This window comes from Sphingomonas sp., from assembly GCF_036269755.1.
In the GTDB taxonomy this organism is placed as follows: domain Bacteria; phylum Pseudomonadota; class Alphaproteobacteria; order Sphingomonadales; family Sphingomonadaceae; genus Sphingomonas.
The window spans coordinates 16,226-36,007 of record NZ_DATBDV010000019.1 but is presented as its reverse complement, the minus strand read 5'-3'; the positions used below and the strand labels follow the sequence as shown (position 1 = coordinate 36,007).

The window sequence follows — 19,782 nt, the reverse complement described above, 5'->3', positions numbered from 1 at the left end:
CGCTGCCATGAACCGAGGAGGGACGCCAGATGCGTAGATTCATGATCGCAGGATTGGCAGCGGCGATGATCGTCGCCATGCCGGGTGCGGCGCAAGTCGCCGATACCGCCGCGATGGCGGCACAAAAGACGGCGCTGGCCAAGTTCGCCTGGATGGACGGGACGTGGCGAGGCCCGGCGGTCAGCAAGTTTCCGGGCGGCGATCACAAGGTCACCCAGACCGAGCGGATCGGGCCGATGCTCGGCGGCACGATTCGGGTGATCGAGGGCAGGGGGTTCAACCCGGACGGCAGCGTCGGCTTCAACGCCTTCGCGGTGATATCGTACGACCCGGGCAAGCAGGCGTACGACTTTCGCTCGCACGCGCTGGGCCGAGCGGGCGATTTCGTGATCGCGCCGACTGCGGACGGCTATGTCTGGGAGATCCCGGCCGGACCGATGACGATCCGCTATACCGCGACGATGAAAGACAAGGTCTGGACCGAGATCGGCGAGCGAATCGCGCCGGGACAAGCGCCGGTGCAGTTCTTCGAGATGCATCTGACTCGGGTCGGCGACTCCGACTGGCCGAACGGCGGCGCTATGACGCCAGGTTGACTTGAACGCGCGGGCGGGCGACCGCGCACGGTGTGACCGAGTATCCCGTCATCGTCCTCGTGCGCCCGCAATTGGGTGAGAATATCGGCAAGGCCGCGCGCGCCATGCTCAATTTCGGGCTGACCGAGATGCGGCTGGTCAGTCCGCGCGACGGCTGGCCCAACCCATCCGCGGGCCCTGCGGCATCGGGCGCCGACGTCGTGCTCGAACAAGCGCGCGTGTTCTCCAGCGTCGCCGATGCGGTCGCCGATTGCCCGCACGTTTATGCGACGACGGTCCGCAAGCGCGGGATCACCAAGCCGGTGCTGACGCCGGAGGTGGCGGCGCGGGAGATTCAAGCGCGACCCGGCCGTTCGGCGATCCTGTTCGGCCCCGAGCGATCAGGGCTCGAGACCGACGACGTCGCCGTCGCGCGGGCGATCGTGACGGTACCGATCAACCCCGAATTCGGCAGCATCAACCTGGCGCAGGCGGTGATCCTGATCGCGTACGAATGGTCGAAGGGGCGAGCGCTCGCCAAGCCGCCCGAAATCGAGCTGCCGCCGCCCGCGCCGCAAGTCGAGCTCGACGGCATGATCGGACAGCTCGATTCGATGCTCGACGGCGCCGGCTTCTACTTTCCGCCCGATCGCGCTCCGGCGACGAAGCGCACGTTGCGCACGTTGCTCACCAAGCCCGGCTGGTCGAGCCAGGAGGTGCGTACGCTGCGCGGCGTGCTGTCGGCGCTCGCCAATCCACGACAGCGAGGCTGACAGTTTTCACCTTTCGCTGCGGCGCAAAAGTTGCTAAGAAGCGATCATCCGAGAATTCTGGAGTTACCGATGCGTTTCAAGATGATGGCGCTAATCGCCGCGACCATGTTCACCGTTCCCGCGCTTGCCGCCACTCCCGCGCAGGATTCGCCCCAGCCGCCGAAGGATAAGAAAATCTGCCGCCGCGAGCCGGTGACCGGCTCGATCGTGCCGTACAAGTCGGTTTGCCACACGCGGTCCGAATGGGTGTCGATCGACGCGGACAATGCGCGAACGGTGGATAGCATGACCAGCGGACGGCCGACCGCCACGTCGCGGCCCTGAACGCTTCGACGACTTGACCCAGGCGCGCTTCTTCCATAGAGGCGCGCCCTTCGCGATGGCCCCGCACCTCCGGTGAAGCGGCGGCCCTGCGGATCTTCACTGATCCTGTCAGAGCGATGACCGGAAGAGGCGCCGCCTTCGGGCGGCGTCGTTGTTGGCAATTGCAAAGGACCTGTCATGACGAAGCGCACCAGCGCCAAGCACAAGCTCGACCGCCGTATGGGCGAGAATATCTGGGGCCGTCCCAAGTCCCCCGTGAACAAGCGCGAATATGGCCCCGGCCAGCACGGCCAGCGCCGCAAGGGCAAGGTTTCCGACTTCGGCATCCAGCTGCGCGCCAAGCAGAAGCTCAAGGGCTATTACGGCGACGTCACCGAAAAGCAGTTCAAGGGCTGCTATCAGGAGGCCGCGCGGATGAAGGGCGACACCGGTCAGAACCTGATCGGCTTGCTCGAGCAGCGGCTCGATATGATCGTCTACCGCGCCAAGTTCGCGCCGACGATCTTCGCCGCGCGCCAGATGGTGAGCCACGGCCACATCCGGGTGAATGGCGTCAAGTGCAACGTCGCCTCGCGCCGCTGCTATGTCGGCGACGAGATCACGCTGGGCGGCAAGGCCAAGGAAATGGCGCTGGTGATGGAGGCGCAGAGCCTCGCCGAGCGCGAAATCCCCGATTACGTCGCGCCCGACGGCAATGCCAAGGTGACCTTCACCCGCGTGCCGACGCTCGACGAAGTGCCCTATCCGGTGAAGATGGAGCCGAACCTGGTCGTCGAGTTCTACTCGCGCTGATCCGGCAAGTCCGTCGAACGGCAAAAGGGGCGGCCTTGCGGGGCCGCCCTTTTTCGTTGGCGTCTAGAGCTTCATTCCCATCGAAGCGCGCAGGAAGGCGTCGGCTTTCTCCAGCATGTCGGCGCGCGTACTGTCGTCGTCGAGCTGGTGGTCGAGGCCCTTATATTCGACCAACTCGACCTTTGCGCCGGCGCTTTTCAGCTTGCTCGCCATCAACCGCGATTCGTTGATCCAGACGTTGGTGTCGCGGTCGCCATGGAACAGCAGGACCGGCGCCTTGATGCGCTCGGCATTGCGCGCCGGCGAGCCTTCGACGACCCAGGGGCCATGACCAATCTGGGCATCGCGCTGGGGGAAATAAGTAAAATTGCGGGACTCGTCGCGCAACGATTCGAGGTCGGTGACCGGTGCCACTGCAACGATCGCCTTGTACAGATCGGGATCGACGACCGAGGTTTGCAAGGCAGCATAACCGCCATACGACCACCCGACGATCGCCAGCTTCCCGGGGTCAGCAATGCCGGATTTGACCATCCAATGACCGGCATCGTTGATGTCGCTCATCGCAGTGCGCCAGCCTTGGTAGCCGTTCTTGTTGTACCACTGGTCGCCGTAACCGGCCGAGCCGCGAAATTCGGGCTGGATCACCGCGAAGCCGCGCGCGGCAAAAAACTGCGACAGCCAGTCGAACCCCCATTCGTCGCGCGAAGCGGGGCCACCGTGCGGCATGACGATCGTCGGCAGGTTCTTGCCGTCGCTGCCGGGGGGCAGCGTCAGATAGGCAGGGATGGTGGTGCCGTCGGCTGCTTGATAGGTGATCGCCTTGACCGTGCTGAGCGGCATCCCGGCCAGTTCGGCCCGAGCGGGGAGGATCTCACCCAACGAATGGGATTTTTTGTCGTATAGATAGTAGCGGCCAGGATCGTTGTCGCTCCCGGCGAACAGCAGCAGCTTGTTTTCATCCGCGCTGGCATCGACGAACGTCACGATATGGCCAGGCAGCGCCTTTGCCAGCTTTGCCTGAAGCGCGTTGAGCTCAGGGTCGAAGAACTGGACTTGACGCCGGTCGGTGACGTAGCCCGCGCCCACGACGCGTTCCCGGCGCCCGACCGATATCAGCGAATCCATATCGACGTCGGTCCGCGACGCGATGAGCTTTTTGGTCATGCTGCCGTCGAGCGAAATCACATAAAGCGCTACGCGACCGTCGGTCGATTCAAAGCCGTACGCCACGTTGAGGTCGCGATCGACCGCTTCCGGTACGAAACCGCTATAGATGTTGCCGTTGATCCGGACGGTGCTCAACGGCTTCCAGTCACGACTGTCGGGCTGGCGATAGAGATAGGTGATGCGGTTGCCGTCATAGCCGTTGCCGTCGGTCGACTGCAGCCCCATCACGCGCACCGCGCCCTGACCGTCACTGATATAGGCGAAGGCGCCTTCGCGCGGCTGCTCGACGACCTTGCGCGACATCGTCGCGGTGTCGACCAGATCGACGCCCAGCCCCCGGCGGGTTTCGGCAGTGTGCGTACCGGTAGAATATTCCGGCACGTAATAGTGCGTCATCAGCACGGAGCCGGTGCCGCCCGCCCCCCAATCGATCAGCGATCCGCCATTCTGCGTGATGTCCAGCGCGTCGGAACTGGTCCGCGCCGACAGAACCTTGCCGTTCGACCCGTCGTCGTTGAGCGCGATCGTTCGCGAATAGCCCAGCCGAACCGAACCGTCAGAGGCAGTCAGCGAGATGCTGCAGATCAACCGCGTGTCGGTCGACCAACGGCAATCCCGAAGCTGATCGGTGTCGCCGCTGGATTTCATGATCGGTTTGGGGGTTGCGTCGCCCGCCAGGTTGGTGACGAACAGCGCCATGCCGCGCCCAGCGAGCGGCATCAGCATGGCAACTTTGTCGCCGCCGGGCGACAGGCTGATTTGCTGAATGTTCTCGCGCGCGCCGAAGGCTTTGGCTATTTCGGATGGCGACTTGGCAACGGGCGAGTCGGCTGGCGCCCCCGCGATGGCGCCACCTGCCAACGCAACCGTCGCCAGCCCAGCCAGCGCTCTCCCAAAATATCGCATTCACCCCCCCTTGCTACATCTTATCCTTCTAATTTTCCGACACTTAGCGAGGCTGCCGAGACGTGCAACCGAAGATTGCATGACTTGGGCGAGTGGTTGGCTTGCATGGCGCGAAAGGCCCTGCCAGACAACGCAAATCCATCATCTGCGAGAGATACCGCATGCGCCGCTTCGTCTTCCTGGTCGCTGCAGCCGTCGCGGCTGGTTCGGCCTTTGCCCAACCCAGCACGCCTGCCATCTCGGTCGATACGCTGAGGGATGTCGACAAGACGCTGTCGTCGGACGCGTTCGAGGGGCGCAAGCCGACCACGCCGGCGGAGGAGAAGACCACGGCCTATATCGTCGAGCGCTTCAAGGCCGCGGGCCTCCAGCCGGGCAATCACGGCAGCTGGTTCCAGCAAGTGCCGATGGTCGAACTTGACGCGCGAAACGTTTCGCCGCTGACCTTTACCGGGGGCAAGGCACCGCTTGCGCTCGGCTATCGCGACCAGATGGTGATCGCGACCTATCGCGTCACGCCACGCGTCGACATCAGGAATTCGGATGTCGTGTTCGTCGGCTATGGCATCGATGCGCCCGAAAAAGGGTGGAACGACTATGCCGGGATGGATGTGAAGGGGAAGACGGTCGTCATCCTGGTTAACGATCCCGACTGGCAGACGCCGGGAAAGGATGGCCTCTTCGACGGCAAGGCGATGACCTATTACGGCCGCTGGACCTACAAGTTCGAGGAAGCCGCGCGCCAGGGCGCCGCCGCCGCGATCATCGTCCACGACACCGAGCCCGCGGCTTATCCCTGGGCGGTCGTGCGGTCGAGCTGGACCGGGGCCCAAGTCGAGCTCGACGAGAAGGGCGACCATCTCGACCAGAGCCAGGCGACCGGCTGGATCCAACTCGACCAGGCCAAGGCGCTGTTCGCCAGTGCCGGCAAGGATTTCGCCGCACTGTCGGAGGCCGCCAAGCACAAGGGCTTCCGCGCGGTGCCATTGGGCGTGAAGGCGTCGGTCAGCTTCGACAACGCCGTGCGCCGCAGCATGTCCAAGAACGTCATCGGCATCCTGCCCGGCACGACCAAGTCCGACGAAACGGTGATGTACACCGCGCACTGGGACCATCTGGGCCATTGCGATCCGGTCAACGCCGACGGCATCTGCAACGGCGCGCTCGACAATGCCAGCGGGGTCGCGGGGCTTGTCGCGCTCGCCGAAGCGCAAGTGAAAGCGGGCCCGGCCAAGCGATCGATGGTGTTCATGTCGGTGACGTGCGAGGAATGCGGCTTGCTCGGATCGCGTTATTACGCCGAGCATCCGGTCTATCCGCTCGCCAAGATGGTCGGCGGGGTCAACATGGACGTTCTCAACGTGATCGGCCCGACGCGCGATTTCGTCGTCAGCGGCTGGGGCAAGTCCGAGCTCGACGATCTGATGCGGCCGCTGGTCGAGGCGCAGGGCCGGGTGATGACGCCCGAGCCCAACCCCGAGCGCGGCGGCTATTTCCGGTCGGACCATTTCAGCTTCGCCAAGCTCGGCGTGCCGATGTTCGACGGCGGATCGGGCGAGGATCTGGTCGATGGCGGCGTCGCCAAGGGGCACGCCGCGACGCTCGATTACATCGCCAACCGCTATCACAAGCCGCAGGACGAGTACGATCCGAACTGGAACTGGGCCGGCGCCGTGCAGGACCTGACGCTCTATTTTCAGTTCGGGCGGCGGCTCGCCGACGACACGAGCTCGTGGCCCAATTGGTACAAGACCGCCGAATTCCGCGGCATTCGCGACCGGAGCCGCGCCGGCCAGTGACTCGCCTGCCGCCGCCCAAGCCCGAATGGGCGCCGCACAAGGCGGTGTGGATCGGGTTTCCGAGCCATCCCGAGCTGTGGGAGCTCGACCTCGAGCCGGCGCGCGACGAAGTGACGGCGTTTGCCCGCGCGGTGCATGCCGGCGGCAAGGGCGAGCAAGTGCTGCTGGTCGCGGCCGACGAGGAAGCGGCGGCGGCGGCGCGGCGTCGCGCGGGGGACTTCGCGCGGATCGTGGTGCAGCCGTTCGGCGACATCTGGCTGCGCGACACTGGACCGATCGTCCGCGGCGACGGCGTCGCCGCCGACTTCCAGTTCAACGGCTGGGGCGGCAAGTACGATTTGCCGGGCGACGACGATGTCAGCTTCCGGCTCGCCCAGGCGCGGGGCAAGCGAGTCGAAAGCTTCAACTGGATCCTCGAAGGTGGCGCGATCGACGGCGACGGCACCGGGCTCGTCGTCACCACCGAGCAATGCCTGCTCAACCGCAACCGCAACGGCGCGATGTCGCGCAGCGAGATCGAGGATCTGCTCTATCGCGATCTCGGCTATGACGAAGTGCTGTGGCTCGGCGACGGCCTGCTTCACGACCATACCGACGGCCATGTCGACAACCTCGCGCGGTTCGTCGCGCCGCGCACGCTTGCCGTGCCCGAGGCGAGCGACAACGACCCCAATTGGCAAGTCTACCAGCGCGCCGGGCAACGCGCCCGCGAGCATGATAACGTCACCGTGGTATCGGTGCCCTCCCCCGGCCGCGTGCTGCGTGACGAGGAAATCGTGCCGGCGAGCTATATGAACTTCTACATCGGCAATGCCAGCGTGGTCGTGCCGCTCTACGGTACCGACAACGACCAGTCCGCCGTCGCCGCGATCGGCGCGCTGTTTCCGGGGCGGGAGGTGATCGGGCTACGCGCCGACCATATTCTCACCGGCGGCGGCAGCTTCCACTGCATCAGCCAGCAAATCCCCGCCTAATTTGATCGGCAATCGCCGATATGCGGTGCCGGCCCGCTGCCCCACCCCGCCGCCCAGTTACGATATTCTATGGGCGGTCGGGTGGGAGAGCGGGCTGGCACCGCGACAGACTATTGCAGCGTGACTCGGTCCTCACCGTCGTGGCGGCCGAAGAATTGCATCAGCTGGACGATCAGTTCCGCGCGCTCCGCTAAGTCCGTAGCTTCGAGCAACGCCTGCTTGGCCGCCGAATCGAACGGCGCGATCTGGGAGATGCCGTTGACCAAAGCCTCGTCGTCGAGCCGTCCGACTGAATCCCAATCGACCGCGTAGCCCTGAGCGTCGGCGAAACGGCGCGATTCGGTTTCGAGCGCGGCGCGGTGCGCGATCGAGAGGATTTCGGGTTCGTCTTTGAGGGGAAGCAGATCGGCCTCGACCTGGCGAAACGCCGTCGTCACTTCGAGCTCGCGCGCCACATGGAACAATGCCTGCCCCTCCAGCACGATATCGAACCGGCCGTCGTCGAGCGCCTCGACCTCGACGATCCGCCCGACGCAGCCCAGATCGAACAGGGGCGGGCTTTGGTCGCGCTCGCTCGCGCCGCGCGGCTGGATCATCCCGATCCGGCGGTCGCGCGCCATCGCGTCGCTGACCAGCGCGCGATAGCGCGGCTCGAAGATGTGCAGCGGCAAATGCATGCGCGGGAACAGCAGCGCGCCCGCCAAAGGGAAGATCGACAGCCGCGTCGTCACGTGAACAAGATCGCCGACAGTCGCCGGCGCTGCGCCGATACCCAAGGATCCTCGAGCCCGACCACTTCGAGCAACTTGAGGAATTGCGCGCGCGCGGCGCCATCGTTCCAATCGCGATCCTTGGCGACGATGCCGAGCAGCGAATCGGCCGCGGCGTCGCGCTCTCCGGCTGCCATTTGCGCGTTGGCGAGGTCGAACCGCGCCTGAAGGTCGTCCGGGTTGGCTTGGGCGGCGGCGATCAGCGGCGCGAGATCGGCCGCGGGCGGTGCCGAGCGCGCGAGGTCGAGCGCGGCGCGCGCGCGGTCGAGCTCCGGGCCCTTGGTCGCGTCTCCCGACACTGCGGCGAGCGCGGCCTCCGCCTCGTCGAGCCGACCGGCTGCAATCAGCGCGCGGACGCGGCCGGACACGACCTCGGGATGGTCAGGCGCGATTTCGGCGACCTGATCGAAAATGGAGACGGCGCGCTCAGCGTCGCCCTCGGCCAGCACTTGCTCGCCCATCGCGATCAAAGGCTCGATCTCGGCCTCGGTCTGCGCTTCGGCGCTGTCGATCGGGAGCTGGGCGAGGATCTGGTCGAGCATCTTCTTGAGCTGCGATTCGGTGCGCGCGGGGGTCAGGTCGGCGACCAACTGCCCCTGGAACATCGCATAGACGGTCGGGATCGATTTGATCTGGAATTGCGCGGCGATGAACTGGTTGGCGTCGGTGTCGATCTTGGCCAGCACCACGCCCTTGTCGGCATAATCGGCGGCGACCTTCTCGATCACCGGCGACAGCGCCTTGCACGGCCCGCACCATTCCGCCCAGAAGTCGATCAGCACCAGCTTGGTCATCGACGGCTCGACCACGTCGCGGCGGAACGCCTCGACGGCTTCCTTTTCGGCAGGGGTCATTCCAAGCGTGGCCAAGGCGCATTCTCCGTTGCAGCGAGGCCCTTATGTGGTGGCGGAAGGCGTGAAGCCAAGGCTTTTCGGACGGTCGCGCGAAGGGGTTGCGGACGATGGGGCGCGATGCTAGTGGCGCCGCTCCTTACCCGCCCGTGATGTCACGGGCCGGCGCCAGAGCGGGCGTAGCTCAGGGGTAGAGCACAACCTTGCCAAGGTTGGGGTCGAGGGTTCGAATCCCTTCGCCCGCTCCAACTGCCGCAGCGATTTAGCTGCGCTAAATCGTGCTCAGCGGCAGTTCGGACGGCGTGGCTCTGCCATGTCGGAACCCGCGAGTCTTTTGTTGGCGCTCCGCCCTATCGGGCTACGCGCGTGGTTCGAATCCATCGCAATCTCGAACCACGAACAAAAAGGCCGCCGGTCGCCCGGCGGCTCTTTTACCGGCGTTGGCCTCAAATCAGATCGAAACCACCTCGACCTTGCCCGTCCCGCGGGCATGCTTGGCGAGCTTGCCGGCCAGCCGCTTGACGTCGGCGACCTGAGCGTCGCGTCCGGCGAGCGAGCCGCGATAGGTAGCGGAAAGATCGGGCAGCACGACGAGCTTGCCCGCGCTGGCATAGCGCCGCGCGGTCGCGAGCGCCGCGGCATCGAGCCCGGCTTCGCGATGCAACAGCACCATCGTGTCGATCTGGTGCGTGCCGCGCGGCGACACGAAATAGCCCTCGACGATGCGATCGCCGCGCAGCGCGTAACGGCAGCGCAGCACGCGAACGTCGCCTTCGAGCGGCAACGCCTTGGCGATACCGGGAAGCACGACCGATCCGGCGGTAACCGCGGCCATCCCGCGCAACGCACGGCGACGCGTGACCGAATTGGTTCGAACCATGTCCATCTGCACCCCCTTGTGATCAGCGCGGAGTCGAGCCTAACCGCTTGTCGCGGCGGATACAACTGTCTCGCCTACGCTATCGTGCGAGCACGATTTCAGCGACGTGGCGCTTGCCGCCGGTGCGGTCGAGTTGAACGAAAAGGTCGACCGTGCTGCGGACATAATGGTGGACGTCGTCGCGGCCCAGCCGCGTGCCCGTCTGAAGCACGAGCAGCGCGATCTGCTCGATCGCGCGCTCGGCGCTGTCGGCGTGGACGGTGGTCATCGACCCCGGATGGCCGGTGTTGACCGCGCGCAGGAAGGTATAGGCCTCGGGCCCGCGCAGTTCGCCGACGATGATCCGGTCAGGGCGCATGCGCAGCGAGGCCGCGAGCAGCGAATCCGCGCTGACCTGCGCCTCGCCGAGCGCGCTGCGCGCCGCCAGCAAACCGACCGCATTAGCGTGGTCGAGGTGCAGTTCGGGCGTATCCTCGATCAGGATCAGGCGTTCGTGCGCCGGTATCTCGCGGATCAGCGCGTTCAGGAATGTGGTCTTGCCGCTCGACGTGCCGCCCGACACGAGGATATTCTTGCGACCGCGCACCGCGAGCGACAGCATCCCCGCAATGTCGCCGCCGTCGAGCAGCCGCGCCAGTTCGATGTCGGTCGCCGAGCGCTCGCCGACATCGCCGCGCTTGGTCTCGGCGAACGCGCCGGTCGCGACATAGTCGGCAAGACGGAGATCGGACGAGACGTGCTTGCGGATCGCCAGCGCCAACGGCCCACGGGTGGCCGGCGGCGCCACCACCTGCACGCGCGCGCCGTCGGACAGGGTCGCCGACAGCAAGGGATGCTCGCGGCTGATCCCCTGATGCGACAAAGCGGCGATCTGGCGCGCGAGGCGATCCAGCGTCGGGCCGTCCAGCCCCGCCGCGTCGTGCCGCTCGATCGCGCCGCCGATCGTTTCGATCCACACTTCGCCCGGGCGATTGACATAGATGTCGGTGACGTCGTCGCGCGCCAGCACGCTCCCCAGCGGCGCGAGGTAGCTTTTGAGATAGACGGGATCGCTCGCGGCTATCGCTTCGTCTCCACGCTGGTGAAATCCAAGTCGCGCGCGACGAACACGCTGATCGACACGCCTTGTTTGACGCGCAGCGACCGCTGGACCTGGTCCGGGCCGTTGAGCGGAGTCGCCGCCCCGCCGAGCGTGCCCGGGAGCGCGAGCACCGCGACCGAATTCCCGCTGCCCAGCCGCGACGCGAGCCCGACACCGATATTGAGCGTCGAGTTGAGGATTGCCGAGGCGAAGCGCTCGAGAAAGTGGCTGTTGACGCTGCCTTTGATCCCCACGCGGCCGAGCGGGTCGGCGGCGGGCGAGCCGATCGCTATCGTTGCGCCGTCGGGGCGCACCAGCCGAGTCCACACCACCAGAGCGCGGTTCTGGCCTGGCTGGAGATCGGCCTTATACTCGCCGATCAGCCGGCTGCCGCGCGGGATCAGCACCTTGCTGCCGTCGAAGCCGCGGACATCACGCGTGACCAGCGCGCGCGCCGGGCCCGGCCGGGTCGAATCGAGCGCGGTTTCGAGCACCGCCGGGATCAGCGTGCCTTGCGCCACGGTGGTCGAACGGTTGCGCAGTACCGATGCGCGCGCGCGCCCTCCGGTGGCCGCGCCACTCGCACCCGCCGCTCCTGGCGTTGCGCCGGTCGGATTCCCCGCAACATCAGTAGCAACGTTGGCACCCCCCGCCACATCGCCCTCGGGCGCGGTATTGTCGATCACCAGCACCGGGGAGTTCGATGTGCGTGGCGGCGGTGACGGGGGTGCGACGACCTGCGGCGGCTGCGGGGGCTGGACATAGACGATGCGCGGCTGCGGCGGCGGGGCCGGCGGTGGCGGGGGTGACGCAACGACGATCGGCAATGGCGTTGGTGTCGGCACGGGCTCGGGCGGGATGTAGAGCGGCGCGGCGGGCGTGCGCGCGCCGGTGTCGGCGAAACGCGGGTTGGTGACTGGCGCGGAAAGCTGGCGACGCCGAGAATCGAGGATCAGGAACAGGATCAGCGCGGCTAGCAGGATGCCGGCCGCGATCATCCAGTTGGAAATGCCGCGCCGTTCGCGCGCGACGATCGGCCGCGCGCTGTGCTCGGCAGCCGGACGCGGATCGTCGCCCGTCGCGATCATCAGCGCTTCATCTGCGGCACGCGCACCGCGCTCGCATTCTGCTTGTCGAGGCGGAAGACCAGCCGATTGTTGACGCTGTCGAGCACGTAGCGGCCGTCGCGCATCGCGCCATCGGCGAGCGTCTCCTTGCCGTCGTGATCGATCTTGAACACCGCGGGCAAGCTCTGTTCGGCGCGCCAGACGATGTACGTCTTCAGGCCATCGTCGGAGATCGCATCAGGCTGGATCGCCTTTGCCCCACTCAATTTATAGCGTCCGGGGCCGTTGACCGCCTGGCCGGGCGTCGCGGTGGGTTCGGGGGGAGCCGGATATTCAAACCGGACGGTGAACGCCTGCGCGCCGCCGCCGAAACCGCCCGATAGTTCGAAGATATAGCTGCGTGCGTCGGTCACCACCGTCATGTCGGTGGTGACACCACCCTGGACCGGCTTGATGAACAGCCGGTCACCGCGCTTGTTGGGCGTGACTTGCCACGCGCCGCTGTCGCCGACCGCGACATTCTCGATCCGTTCGTCCGGGGCGAACTCGACGGTGAGTTGGTATCCTGTGGCGACTTCGAGCTGCACGACTTGGTCGGGGTCGTACGTTACCGACTGGATGCGCGGATCGCCCGTGCCGGGCGTCGGACGCAGCTGGGCCGCCGCCGGGGTCGCAACGCCGAGGAGGATCAACCCGAACAGGCAGGCCGCTCGCCTCAAAGCGTGACCTCGACCCCGCCCGGCCGACGGACCGGCGCGGGTGTCGGCCCGGCATTGATCTCAGGCGCCGAAACTTGCGGCTGGGTCGGTCCGGGAATCGGGGTCGGCGCGGGCTCCGGCGGCGTCACCGCTTCCTGATCGCGGCGGTAGCGCATCACCTGGAAACCGAGCGGGTTGATGAAGCGATCCTCGGCGCGCATCGGCTCGGTCGAGAAACGATAGCGGATCACCGCGACCCACGATGCAGATGGCTGCGGCGCACCGCCGTCATCGCGGCGGATCGTCTCGAACCGCACCAGCGCGCTGTTGCCGCCAAGCGAGGACACGCTCTTCACGTGCGTTTCGACAATGGTCGAAGCGGGCAGGCGGTTAATCGGGCTTAGTGGGTTGGATGCAACGATGCCGTTGACGTAATCCGACTTGGCGGTCTCGACCGACCACGCTTGAACCTTCTGAAAGCTCGATTGCAGCTGCGCGCGATCATAGCTCTCGCGGGCGATCACATACTGGACGAGGAACGACTGGGTCAGCGCCGCGTCGGGCGCGATCTTATTAGCGTCGAGCGGCTTCAGTTCCTGAACATAGCCGGTCTGCTTATCGACCAGCAGCGTATAGGGGACCACGGTCTTGAGCGGAGCGAGAAAGATCAGCGCCAGCGCTTCGCACAGCGCGACCGCCACCGCGATGCCCGCGACGATCCACGCCACGCGGCGCGACGCCCGCAACGCATCGGTGTGGTCCTCCGCCCAGCTGCCCGCCTCCCGATAATAGGCGTCGAGCGATTCGCGCGCGGCCTGTTTCATCTGTTGCTATCCCGTCGTGTCGACCCAGCCGATACGCGCCCCCGCGTCCGCCGTCGAAAACTCTGGCCGAGCGGGACTGCGCCCGCAACCGCGATCTCGTGGGACGCGGTCCGCGTGATGCCCGGACGGCCGAACGAGGTAGCCGCGGGCGCCGCCGCGAGCGATTCGCGGCGCTGCGTGGCGGCGACCGCATCGGCGATCACCAGCGCGCGACCGCGCTCGTCGTTTGGCGCCGCTTGCCCGACGCGCGGAGCGGCAAACGCGGCTGTCGCTTCGTCCACACGACCGGTGAGAGATTCGCGAAGGACGCGCCACGCCGTCGGCATGCGGAATCCTGCCGCGACCTTCGCGACCGCGACCAACGTCGCGAGCAAGGTCAGCGCGAACACCAACGCCAGCACCAGCAGTTCGACCGGCACCGCCGGCGTGGCGATATTCTGATGCCGGAGGTCGAGCACCGCGGCGAGCCACGGTTCGAGCAGCGCCAGTTCGACCCCGAGCACGATCGCGGTCGCCAGCGCGCCGAGCGCTGCCCCGACGAGGCCCCGCACCCATCCTTCGAACAGCCCGCGCGTGCCGTCGAACAGCAGGAACAGCATGAATAGCGGACCCAGCGCGAGCAACAGCCCGGCGATCAGCCGCACGCTGGCGAACCCGGCAATCGCGCCGGTCAGAAACAAGGTCCGCGCGCTGCCCAGCAGCGAGAAATCATGGACCGGGTCCCACCGCGCGCGGTTGGAGAGATCCTGGAGTTGGCGAAGCTGCTGCTGCTGTTGCGCAGGGGTCAGCGGGGTCGCGGACGGGCCGACCAACGGGATGGTATTGGGCGGCCTGCCGGTGCCGATGACGTTTAGCTCGACCAATTCGTCGTCGATCGTCTGCAATCGCGCGACCAGCCCGCCGTTCGATCCGGGGAGGCTCGCCGGCGCGCCGATCGTGCCCGCCATCTCGGCCGGCGCGCGCAACGTCACGTCATACGCCAACGTCCGGAACGCCGGCCAGCTCGTCGCCAGCGCCAGCACGACACCGATCTTGATCGTCGCGACCACTCCGTCGCGCACCGATGGCGTCTCGCCGAGCAGCAAGCGATAGCCGATCAGCGCGACGAAGATCGTGAACGCGCCGGTCAGCAGCAAAGCGGCCGGGCCTCCCGGCGCGGCGAGCGCCTGATAGCCGCCCGCGCCGAGATTCTGCGCTTGGCAATCGACGTGGCCGAGTACGCTCGACAGGAACGCCATGTCGGAAATGGCAGGGCACGCGACCTGCATCACGCGCGCTCCAGCAATTTCGGAATCCAGTCGGCCGGATCGTCGCCTTGTTCGGCACGAATTTCGTCGAGCAGCCGCACGGTGCGCTCCCGCCCCGACAGGATCGTCAGCATGTCGCGCTCGCCGGTCAGGTTGAGGCGGACGACGACGCTTTCGTTGCCGTGCTTGATCAGGAAGCAATGCGCGTCGTCGGGCAAGGTCCGGACGATCTCGTATTCGTGCGGTGTCAGCCCGAAGCCGTCGATATAATCGACCGCGCGCGCCTTCGGATTGGTCATGAAGATCTGAGTCGCGGCCTGCTCGATGATTGCGCTGGCGATCTTGGACTCGAGGGCATCCTGCGCGCTTTGCGTCGCGAAACCGACGATACCATTCCGTTTCCGGATCGTCTTTTCCCAATCCTTGATGCGGCGAACGAACACCTCGTCGTCGAGCGCTTTCCACCCTTCATCGACGACGATGATCGCCGCCGACCCGTCGAGCCGTTCCTCGACTCGGTGGAACAGGTACATCATCGCCGGGGTGCGCACCGCCGGATCGTCGAGGATCTGAGTCATGTCGAACCCGACCGCATCGGCCGACAGATCGGTCAGGTCGCGCTCGTTGTCGAACAGCCAGGCGCGCTCGCCATCGCCCCACCACGGGCGAAGCCGCGACCACAGGTCGTCCGCCGTGGGCCGCGATCCGCCGCGAAACAATTCGGCGAGGTGGCGCAACCGGCGATGCTCGGCGGGCTGGCCGAAATTGGCGTCGATTGCGTCCTTGATCCTCGCGGTCTCGTCGATGTCGGCGCCGCCCGCGAGTTGCGCGACCCAGTCGATCAGGAACTGGCGGTTGGCCGGATTGTCGTCAAGCTGGAGCGGGTTGAGGCCCGACGCCGTATCCGGTCGCAGCACGTCGTAGCGCCCGCCGATCGCGCGAATGAACAGTTCGGCGCCGCGATCCTTGTCGAAGAAGATCACGCGCGGGTGGAACTTGCGCGCCTGCGCGAGCAGGAAGTTGAGTGCGACGGTCTTGCCCGATCCCGACGGGCCGATCACGGTGAAATTGCCCAGATCGCCCTGGTGGAAATTGAAATAATACGGGCCGGCGGCGGTGGTTTCGAGCAAGCTCACTGCTTGCCCCCAATGGTTCGCCTCCGGCTTGCCGAGCGCGAAATTGTGGCTCGACGCGAACCCGGCGAAATTGCCGGTCGAGATTAGGCCGCGACGGACGATATATTTGAAGTTGCCGGGGAATTGCGCCCAGAACGCGGGCTCGATCGCGATATCCTCGCGCACCGCGATAATGCCGAGGTCGGCGAGTGTCGCCTGTACCTCGGCGACGCCGGCGTCGACCTCGGCGAGCGTTGCCCCGTGCACCGCGACCGTCATGTGATGTTCGCCGAACCCGGCGCGCCCGGCGGCAACCTCGTCCTTGGCGCTCGACAGTTCGGCGCGCAGGCTTATCGCCTCGTCCTCGGCCGACCGCATTCGGCGTAGCGCCAGGTTCATCTTGCCGAGCGCCGCTTGCCGATCCACGAATCCGAACGATTGCGACACGGTCAGCTCGAACGGCAGACGCAACAATTCGTCGAGCATTCCCGGGGCGGTCTGTGCGGGATAATCCTTGATCGACACCATCCCGACAAAGCTGCGGTCGCTATGCCCGGCTACCCCGAGCTCGACCGTTTCTTCGCCGAAGCTGACTCGGCGATAGGGCAAATACGCGCCGGCATCCTGCATCGGCAGCAACACCGGTCGCATCTCAGCATTGTACAGCGCCGACAGAAATTCGAGCGGCTCCGAACACACGCCGGCCTTGGTTTCGTAGACCGACAGCAATCGCGGTGCGTAGCTGCCGAGCTGCGCGATCACCGCGTCGCGCGCCGTGGCGAGCTGATGGAGCTCGTGCGCGATCATGACGTCGCGATCCTCGCCGGCGCTGCCGAACCAGCCGCGCACGCGGTCGGCAAACCCCACGCGGCCCTGCATCGGGCGGCGCACCAAGGTCAGGAAGATATCGTTGACGTAGAGCTTCCTCGCCGACAGCCGCGCGCGCCACGCGGCATCGAGCTTGGTCGAGAAATCGTCGGGGAATTTGTCGGCGAGCTCGACATTCGCCTCGCGCCGGACGACGTGGTGATAGACCGCGAAGCGCGACGATCCGATCGCCTGCAACATCGCGTCGCGCAGTGCCTTGCGGTAATTGATCTCGTCGGTGTCGGCGGTCTCGAATAGCAGGCCGCGCAGCTGGATAACCTGCAACAGCAAGCCGTCGCGCGTAGCGACGGTATGGTCGTCGACGTGCCGGGCATAGGGCAGATGCGCGCCCGCCGCTTTTTCCCGCGCGATGACCCGCCGATCGTCGGTCAGGGGCGGTAGGAGTTGCATCGCCAGATCGAATAGTTGCGCACGCGCGGACAGCGGCTGGCGCGAGTCAGCCACAGATCGAAGAAGCGCGGCTCGCGCACGCACAGCACCATGCCGAGCAGGTGAACGACCACCGCCACTGCCAGCACCCAGATCGAATGGAAGATCAGGAAAAGCTCAGTCGCGACGATGCCGTTGACGACGAAATAGCTATAAGTGACGCCCGCGAACATCTGCGGCCGCGTCAACGCGACGAATAACGGATCGCGGTCTAACCCGGCCGCCACCGCTCAGTTGCCGAGGCCGGCGGTCGACTGGATTCCCGCGACGATGCTGGCGGCGCCGAACAGGATGAAGCACCCGACGATCACGGTCGCGCCATAGCGCCAGTTGATCCGCCCGGTCAGCATCAGGAAGCCGACGGAGGCGACCGCGATGATCGCGACCACGGTAGCGACGGTGCCGAGCAAGGTGCCCTGCAGCCAGCGCACCGCCGATACCAACACGCCCGACCCGGCGGGGTCGGACAGCGTATCCTGCGCGTGCGCGACGCTCGCCTGCATCATCGTGGCGATCGCCGCGATCAGCGGGGAAATCCTGGTCTTGATGAAACGCAACACGCTGTACCCGCCTCCATGGTCACTTGGTGGCGGTCGCGGACTGCTGGTTTACGGCCCATCCGGCGCCCCCACGCCCGAGTCGCGGGTGTGCACCAGCGGTGGCGGGGTTTCAAGCCGAGTCGGGCCGACCATACTCTCGCGATGAAACGCTATGCCGGGTCAAGGCGTTGATTACGCATGCCTTCCAGCGTGATCCGATCGTTCGACTACGACAATGCGACTCACGAGCTCGACATCCAATTCGTGAGCGGGCGGCATTACGCCTATCTCGACGTGCCCGAGCGGGAGGTCGAGGCGATGCGCCGTGCAACCTCGAAGGGCGGTTTCTTCAATCGCCGAATCCGCGATCGCTATCGCTTCAAACGGCGCTGACGCTATGCAGGCGCATGGCAGAGATACGAGTCGGAATCGGCGGCTGGACCTATGAGCCGTGGCGCGGGACGTTCTTCCCCGACAAATGGCCGATTAAGCGCGAGCTTGAATATGCCTCGCGCCAGCTGACTGCGATCGAGGTTAACGGCACCTATTATTCGGGGTTCAAGCCTGAGACGTTCGCCGGCTGGGCGAAAGTCGTGCCAGACGACTTCGTATTCGCGGTTAAGGCATCGCGCTTCTGCACCAATCGTAAGGTGCTCGCCGAGGCCGGTGAATCGATCGCGCGTTTTACCGGACAAGGGATCGTCGAGCTTGGCCCGAAACTCGGGCCGATCCTGTGGCAATTCATGGCGACCAAGAAGTTCGACGCGGAGGATTTCGGCGCGTTCCTCAAGCTGCTGCCGGCCAAGCAGGAAGGCGTCGCACTACGTCATGCGGTGCAGGTGCGACACGACAGCTTTCACGTGCCCGAATTCGTCGCGATGTGTCGCGCCGCCAATGTTGCGATCGTCTATGCGCAATCGCCCGATTATCCGGCGATCGCCGACGTCACCGCCGACCTCGTCTATGCGCGGCTCGAAAGCAGCGTCGAGGAGGAGCCGGCGGGCTATTCGCCAGCCGCGCTCGATCGATGGGCGGCGGTTGCGAAGAACTGGGCGGCGGGCGAGGCTCCCGCGGGCCTGCCCTATTTCGGCGATTCGCCCGAAAAGGCGCCGCGAGACACGTTCGTGTTCTTCATTTCCGGCGCCAAGGTTCGCGCGCCGGCGGCGGCACAGGCGCTGATCGCGCGGCTCTAGCGAATCGGTACCGTGCCCGGCGCGGGCGGGGTCGCGGCACGGCCCTCCAGCGCGACAGCTTCGAGCGTGTCGAGGGCCTTGCGCACCGCGACGTAGCGCCGCGCGCCGTCGATCCAGGCATTGGCCTGGCTCGCGCCCGGCATGCGGCTGACTTCCTCGACCGCGGCTTCGACCTGCGACTGGGCGAGCATGCGCCGCACGCGGGCGAGCCGCTCTCCCGGCACCGGCGATGGCGTGTTCTTCGGATGGACGACGACCAGGCTACCGAGCATCCGCCAAAACGCCCCGCCCCAGCCCGAGCTGTCCGAGGGCCCGAGCGCGAGCTGCGGCCCGATCTGATCGAGTCCGAGCCGCAGATCCTCGATCGTGACCGGGCGATGCGCCGCCTGCACGATCGTGGCGACCGCGACGGGCTGAACCGTGCCGAACCGATCGCGCAATTGCTGCTCAAGATAGCCGAGATCGACCCCGCGATCGATCACGCGCCGCGCGGCGAAGGCGACGAGCAGCGCTTCGGCGCGCGAGGCGTTTCCATAGGCGTTCGCGGCGGTGCCGGTGACTGCGGCGGTGCGCGTTTCGAGCTGCGCGAGCTGGGCCGACAACATCTCCTGCCGCGCGCTGAGCGAGGCGGGATCGGTGCTGGCCGGCGGCGTCACGATCACCTTGGTCGGCACGGGCTCTGCGACCAATGCCGGTTGCGGCTGCGCCGGCGTGGGCGCGGCGCGGAAGCGGTTGATCGCCCAGGCCGCGATCAGCAGGCCGATCAGGAAGGTCGCGAGCGCGATCCCCGCCGCAGTCGCCATCGTCAACCGTCGCGCGGAGTCGCGCTGGGCGGCGGCGTTCGCGGGAAGCGGATCGAGGTCGCTCATAGCATCCTTATCCGCGTG

The 19,782-nt window shown here is 66.3% G+C and carries 21 protein-coding genes and 1 tRNA gene; 9 read left to right on the top strand and 13 right to left on the bottom strand.

The window, feature by feature from the left end:
- Positions 1-29: 29 nt before the first annotated feature.
- From VH326_RS12315 to rpsD, 4 genes are all read left to right on the top strand, one after another.
- Entirely contained in the window at positions 30-596 is a 567-nt protein-coding gene (locus tag VH326_RS12315) for a DUF1579 domain-containing protein (protein ID WP_329632128.1), read from the top strand.
- 32 nt (positions 597-628) lie between these two features.
- Positions 629-1,348, top strand: a complete 720-nt coding sequence (locus VH326_RS12310) for an RNA methyltransferase (RefSeq protein WP_329632127.1) — start codon at positions 629-631, stop codon at positions 1,346-1,348.
- A 69-nt stretch (positions 1,349-1,417) separates the two neighbouring features.
- The gene (locus VH326_RS12305; protein ID WP_329632126.1) at positions 1,418-1,672 is read left to right on the top strand and encodes a hypothetical protein; all 255 of its coding nucleotides are present in this window, start codon (positions 1,418-1,420) and stop codon (positions 1,670-1,672) included.
- A gap of 177 nt (positions 1,673-1,849) precedes the next feature.
- Entirely contained in the window at positions 1,850-2,464 is a 615-nt protein-coding gene (rpsD, locus tag VH326_RS12300) for a 30S ribosomal protein S4 (protein WP_329632125.1), read from the top strand.
- A gap of 63 nt (positions 2,465-2,527) precedes the next feature.
- On the opposite strand, the gene VH326_RS12295 is transcribed toward rpsD, so the two are convergent.
- The gene (locus VH326_RS12295) at positions 2,528-4,540 is read right to left on the bottom strand and encodes a S9 family peptidase (protein ID WP_329632124.1); all 2,013 of its coding nucleotides are present in this window, start codon (positions 4,538-4,540) and stop codon (positions 2,528-2,530) included.
- 161 nt (positions 4,541-4,701) lie between these two features.
- On the opposite strand from VH326_RS12295, the gene VH326_RS12290 reads away from it, so the two are divergent.
- Positions 4,702-6,339, top strand: a complete 1,638-nt coding sequence (locus VH326_RS12290; RefSeq protein ID WP_329632123.1) for a M28 family peptidase — start codon at positions 4,702-4,704, stop codon at positions 6,337-6,339.
- Positions 6,336-7,313, top strand: a complete 978-nt coding sequence (locus VH326_RS12285; protein ID WP_329632122.1) for an agmatine deiminase family protein — start codon at positions 6,336-6,338, stop codon at positions 7,311-7,313. The genes VH326_RS12290 and VH326_RS12285 overlap by 4 nt, the downstream gene beginning before the upstream one ends.
- Before the next feature lie 110 nt (positions 7,314-7,423).
- On the opposite strand, the gene VH326_RS12280 is transcribed toward VH326_RS12285, so the two are convergent.
- Positions 7,424-8,044 carry an LON peptidase substrate-binding domain-containing protein gene (locus VH326_RS12280; protein ID WP_329632121.1) on the bottom strand — a complete coding sequence of 207 codons (621 nt, stop codon included), beginning with the start codon at positions 8,042-8,044 and terminating at the stop codon, positions 7,424-7,426.
- A complete protein-coding gene (locus VH326_RS12275; RefSeq protein ID WP_329632120.1) occupies positions 8,041-8,937 on the bottom strand; it encodes a tetratricopeptide repeat protein in 897 nt (298 codons plus the stop codon). The genes VH326_RS12280 and VH326_RS12275 overlap by 4 nt, the downstream gene beginning before the upstream one ends.
- Before the next feature lie 170 nt (positions 8,938-9,107).
- Between VH326_RS12275 and VH326_RS12270 the strand changes: the two genes are divergently transcribed.
- Positions 9,108-9,182 (top strand) — tRNA-Gly (locus tag VH326_RS12270).
- A 203-nt stretch (positions 9,183-9,385) separates the two neighbouring features.
- Here VH326_RS12270 and VH326_RS12265 read toward each other — a convergent pair.
- The 9 genes from VH326_RS12265 to VH326_RS12225 all read right to left on the bottom strand — a co-directional run bounded on the left by VH326_RS12265 (position 9,386) and on the right by VH326_RS12225 (position 17,723).
- Positions 9,386-9,820 (bottom strand): hypothetical protein, encoded by a 435-nt coding sequence (locus VH326_RS12265; RefSeq protein WP_329632119.1) that lies wholly within the window; start codon positions 9,818-9,820, stop codon positions 9,386-9,388.
- Positions 9,821-9,893: 73 nt separating this feature from the next.
- Positions 9,894-10,823 (bottom strand): P-type DNA transfer ATPase VirB11, encoded by a 930-nt coding sequence (gene virB11 / locus VH326_RS12260; protein WP_329632118.1) that lies wholly within the window; start codon positions 10,821-10,823, stop codon positions 9,894-9,896.
- 50 nt (positions 10,824-10,873) lie between these two features.
- Positions 10,874-11,983: a TrbI/VirB10 family protein gene (locus VH326_RS12255; RefSeq protein WP_329632117.1), complete on the bottom strand. Its 1,110-nt coding sequence runs from the start codon at positions 11,981-11,983 to the stop codon at positions 10,874-10,876.
- Positions 11,983-12,654, bottom strand: coding sequence for a TrbG/VirB9 family P-type conjugative transfer protein (locus VH326_RS12250; RefSeq protein WP_329632116.1), 672 nt, complete (start codon positions 12,652-12,654; stop codon positions 11,983-11,985). Before VH326_RS12250 ends, VH326_RS12255 begins: the two co-directional genes overlap by 1 nt.
- Positions 12,655-12,677: 23 nt before the next feature.
- On the bottom strand, positions 12,678-13,484 hold the full coding sequence (locus VH326_RS12245; RefSeq protein ID WP_329632115.1) for a virB8 family protein: 807 nt from the start codon (positions 13,482-13,484) through the stop codon (positions 12,678-12,680).
- A complete protein-coding gene (locus VH326_RS12240; protein WP_329632114.1) occupies positions 13,481-14,752 on the bottom strand; it encodes a type IV secretion system protein in 1,272 nt (423 codons plus the stop codon). The genes VH326_RS12245 and VH326_RS12240 overlap by 4 nt, the downstream gene beginning before the upstream one ends.
- Positions 14,752-17,124 (bottom strand): VirB4 family type IV secretion/conjugal transfer ATPase, encoded by a 2,373-nt coding sequence (locus tag VH326_RS12235; RefSeq protein ID WP_329632113.1) that lies wholly within the window; start codon positions 17,122-17,124, stop codon positions 14,752-14,754. Before VH326_RS12235 ends, VH326_RS12240 begins: the two co-directional genes overlap by 1 nt.
- Entirely contained in the window at positions 17,103-17,336 is a 234-nt protein-coding gene (locus VH326_RS12230; protein WP_329632229.1) for a type IV secretion system protein VirB3, read from the bottom strand. The genes VH326_RS12235 and VH326_RS12230 overlap by 22 nt, the downstream gene beginning before the upstream one ends.
- A 57-nt stretch (positions 17,337-17,393) precedes the next feature.
- Positions 17,394-17,723, bottom strand: coding sequence for a TrbC/VirB2 family protein (locus tag VH326_RS12225; protein WP_329632112.1), 330 nt, complete (start codon positions 17,721-17,723; stop codon positions 17,394-17,396).
- Between the two features lie 189 nt (positions 17,724-17,912).
- On the opposite strand from VH326_RS12225, the gene VH326_RS12220 reads away from it, so the two are divergent.
- Positions 17,913-18,095 (top strand): KTSC domain-containing protein, encoded by a 183-nt coding sequence (locus VH326_RS12220; RefSeq protein WP_329632111.1) that lies wholly within the window; start codon positions 17,913-17,915, stop codon positions 18,093-18,095.
- Between the two features lie 14 nt (positions 18,096-18,109).
- Positions 18,110-18,895, top strand: coding sequence for a DUF72 domain-containing protein (locus VH326_RS12215; RefSeq protein WP_329632110.1), 786 nt, complete (start codon positions 18,110-18,112; stop codon positions 18,893-18,895).
- Here VH326_RS12215 and VH326_RS12210 read toward each other — a convergent pair.
- Complete coding sequence (locus VH326_RS12210; RefSeq protein ID WP_329632109.1) at positions 18,892-19,764, bottom strand: hypothetical protein; 873 nt, start codon at positions 19,762-19,764, stop codon at positions 18,892-18,894. The genes VH326_RS12215 and VH326_RS12210 overlap by 4 nt on opposite strands.
- Positions 19,765-19,782 lie beyond the last annotated feature (18 nt).

Excerpts from the sequence above, each read along its gene's own strand:
- VH326_RS12275 (WP_329632120.1), bottom strand. The coding sequence starts at position 8,937 with ATGACCCCTGCCGAAAAGGAAGCCGTCGAGGCGTTCCGCCGCGACGTG.
- VH326_RS12290 (WP_329632123.1), top strand. The coding sequence starts at position 4,702 with ATGCGCCGCTTCGTCTTCCTGGTCGCTGCAGCCGTCGCGGCTGGTTCG.
- VH326_RS12230 (WP_329632229.1), bottom strand. The coding sequence starts at position 17,336 with ATGTTCGCGGGCGTCACTTATAGCTATTTCGTCGTCAACGGCATCGTC.
- VH326_RS12210 (WP_329632109.1), bottom strand. The coding sequence starts at position 19,764 with ATGAGCGACCTCGATCCGCTTCCCGCGAACGCCGCCGCCCAGCGCGAC.
- VH326_RS12255 (WP_329632117.1), bottom strand. The coding sequence starts at position 11,983 with ATGATCGCGACGGGCGACGATCCGCGTCCGGCTGCCGAGCACAGCGCG.
- VH326_RS12305 (WP_329632126.1), top strand. The coding sequence starts at position 1,418 with ATGCGTTTCAAGATGATGGCGCTAATCGCCGCGACCATGTTCACCGTT.
- VH326_RS12265 (WP_329632119.1), bottom strand. The coding sequence starts at position 9,820 with ATGGACATGGTTCGAACCAATTCGGTCACGCGTCGCCGTGCGTTGCGC.
- rpsD (WP_329632125.1), top strand. The coding sequence starts at position 1,850 with ATGACGAAGCGCACCAGCGCCAAGCACAAGCTCGACCGCCGTATGGGC.
- VH326_RS12240 (WP_329632114.1), bottom strand. The coding sequence starts at position 14,752 with ATGCAGGTCGCGTGCCCTGCCATTTCCGACATGGCGTTCCTGTCGAGC.
- VH326_RS12245 (WP_329632115.1), bottom strand. The coding sequence starts at position 13,484 with ATGAAACAGGCCGCGCGCGAATCGCTCGACGCCTATTATCGGGAGGCG.
- VH326_RS12235 (WP_329632113.1), bottom strand. The coding sequence starts at position 17,124 with ATGCAACTCCTACCGCCCCTGACCGACGATCGGCGGGTCATCGCGCGG.
- VH326_RS12215 (WP_329632110.1), top strand. The coding sequence starts at position 18,110 with ATGGCAGAGATACGAGTCGGAATCGGCGGCTGGACCTATGAGCCGTGG.
- VH326_RS12315 (WP_329632128.1), top strand. The coding sequence starts at position 30 with ATGCGTAGATTCATGATCGCAGGATTGGCAGCGGCGATGATCGTCGCC.
- VH326_RS12295 (WP_329632124.1), bottom strand. The coding sequence starts at position 4,540 with ATGCGATATTTTGGGAGAGCGCTGGCTGGGCTGGCGACGGTTGCGTTG.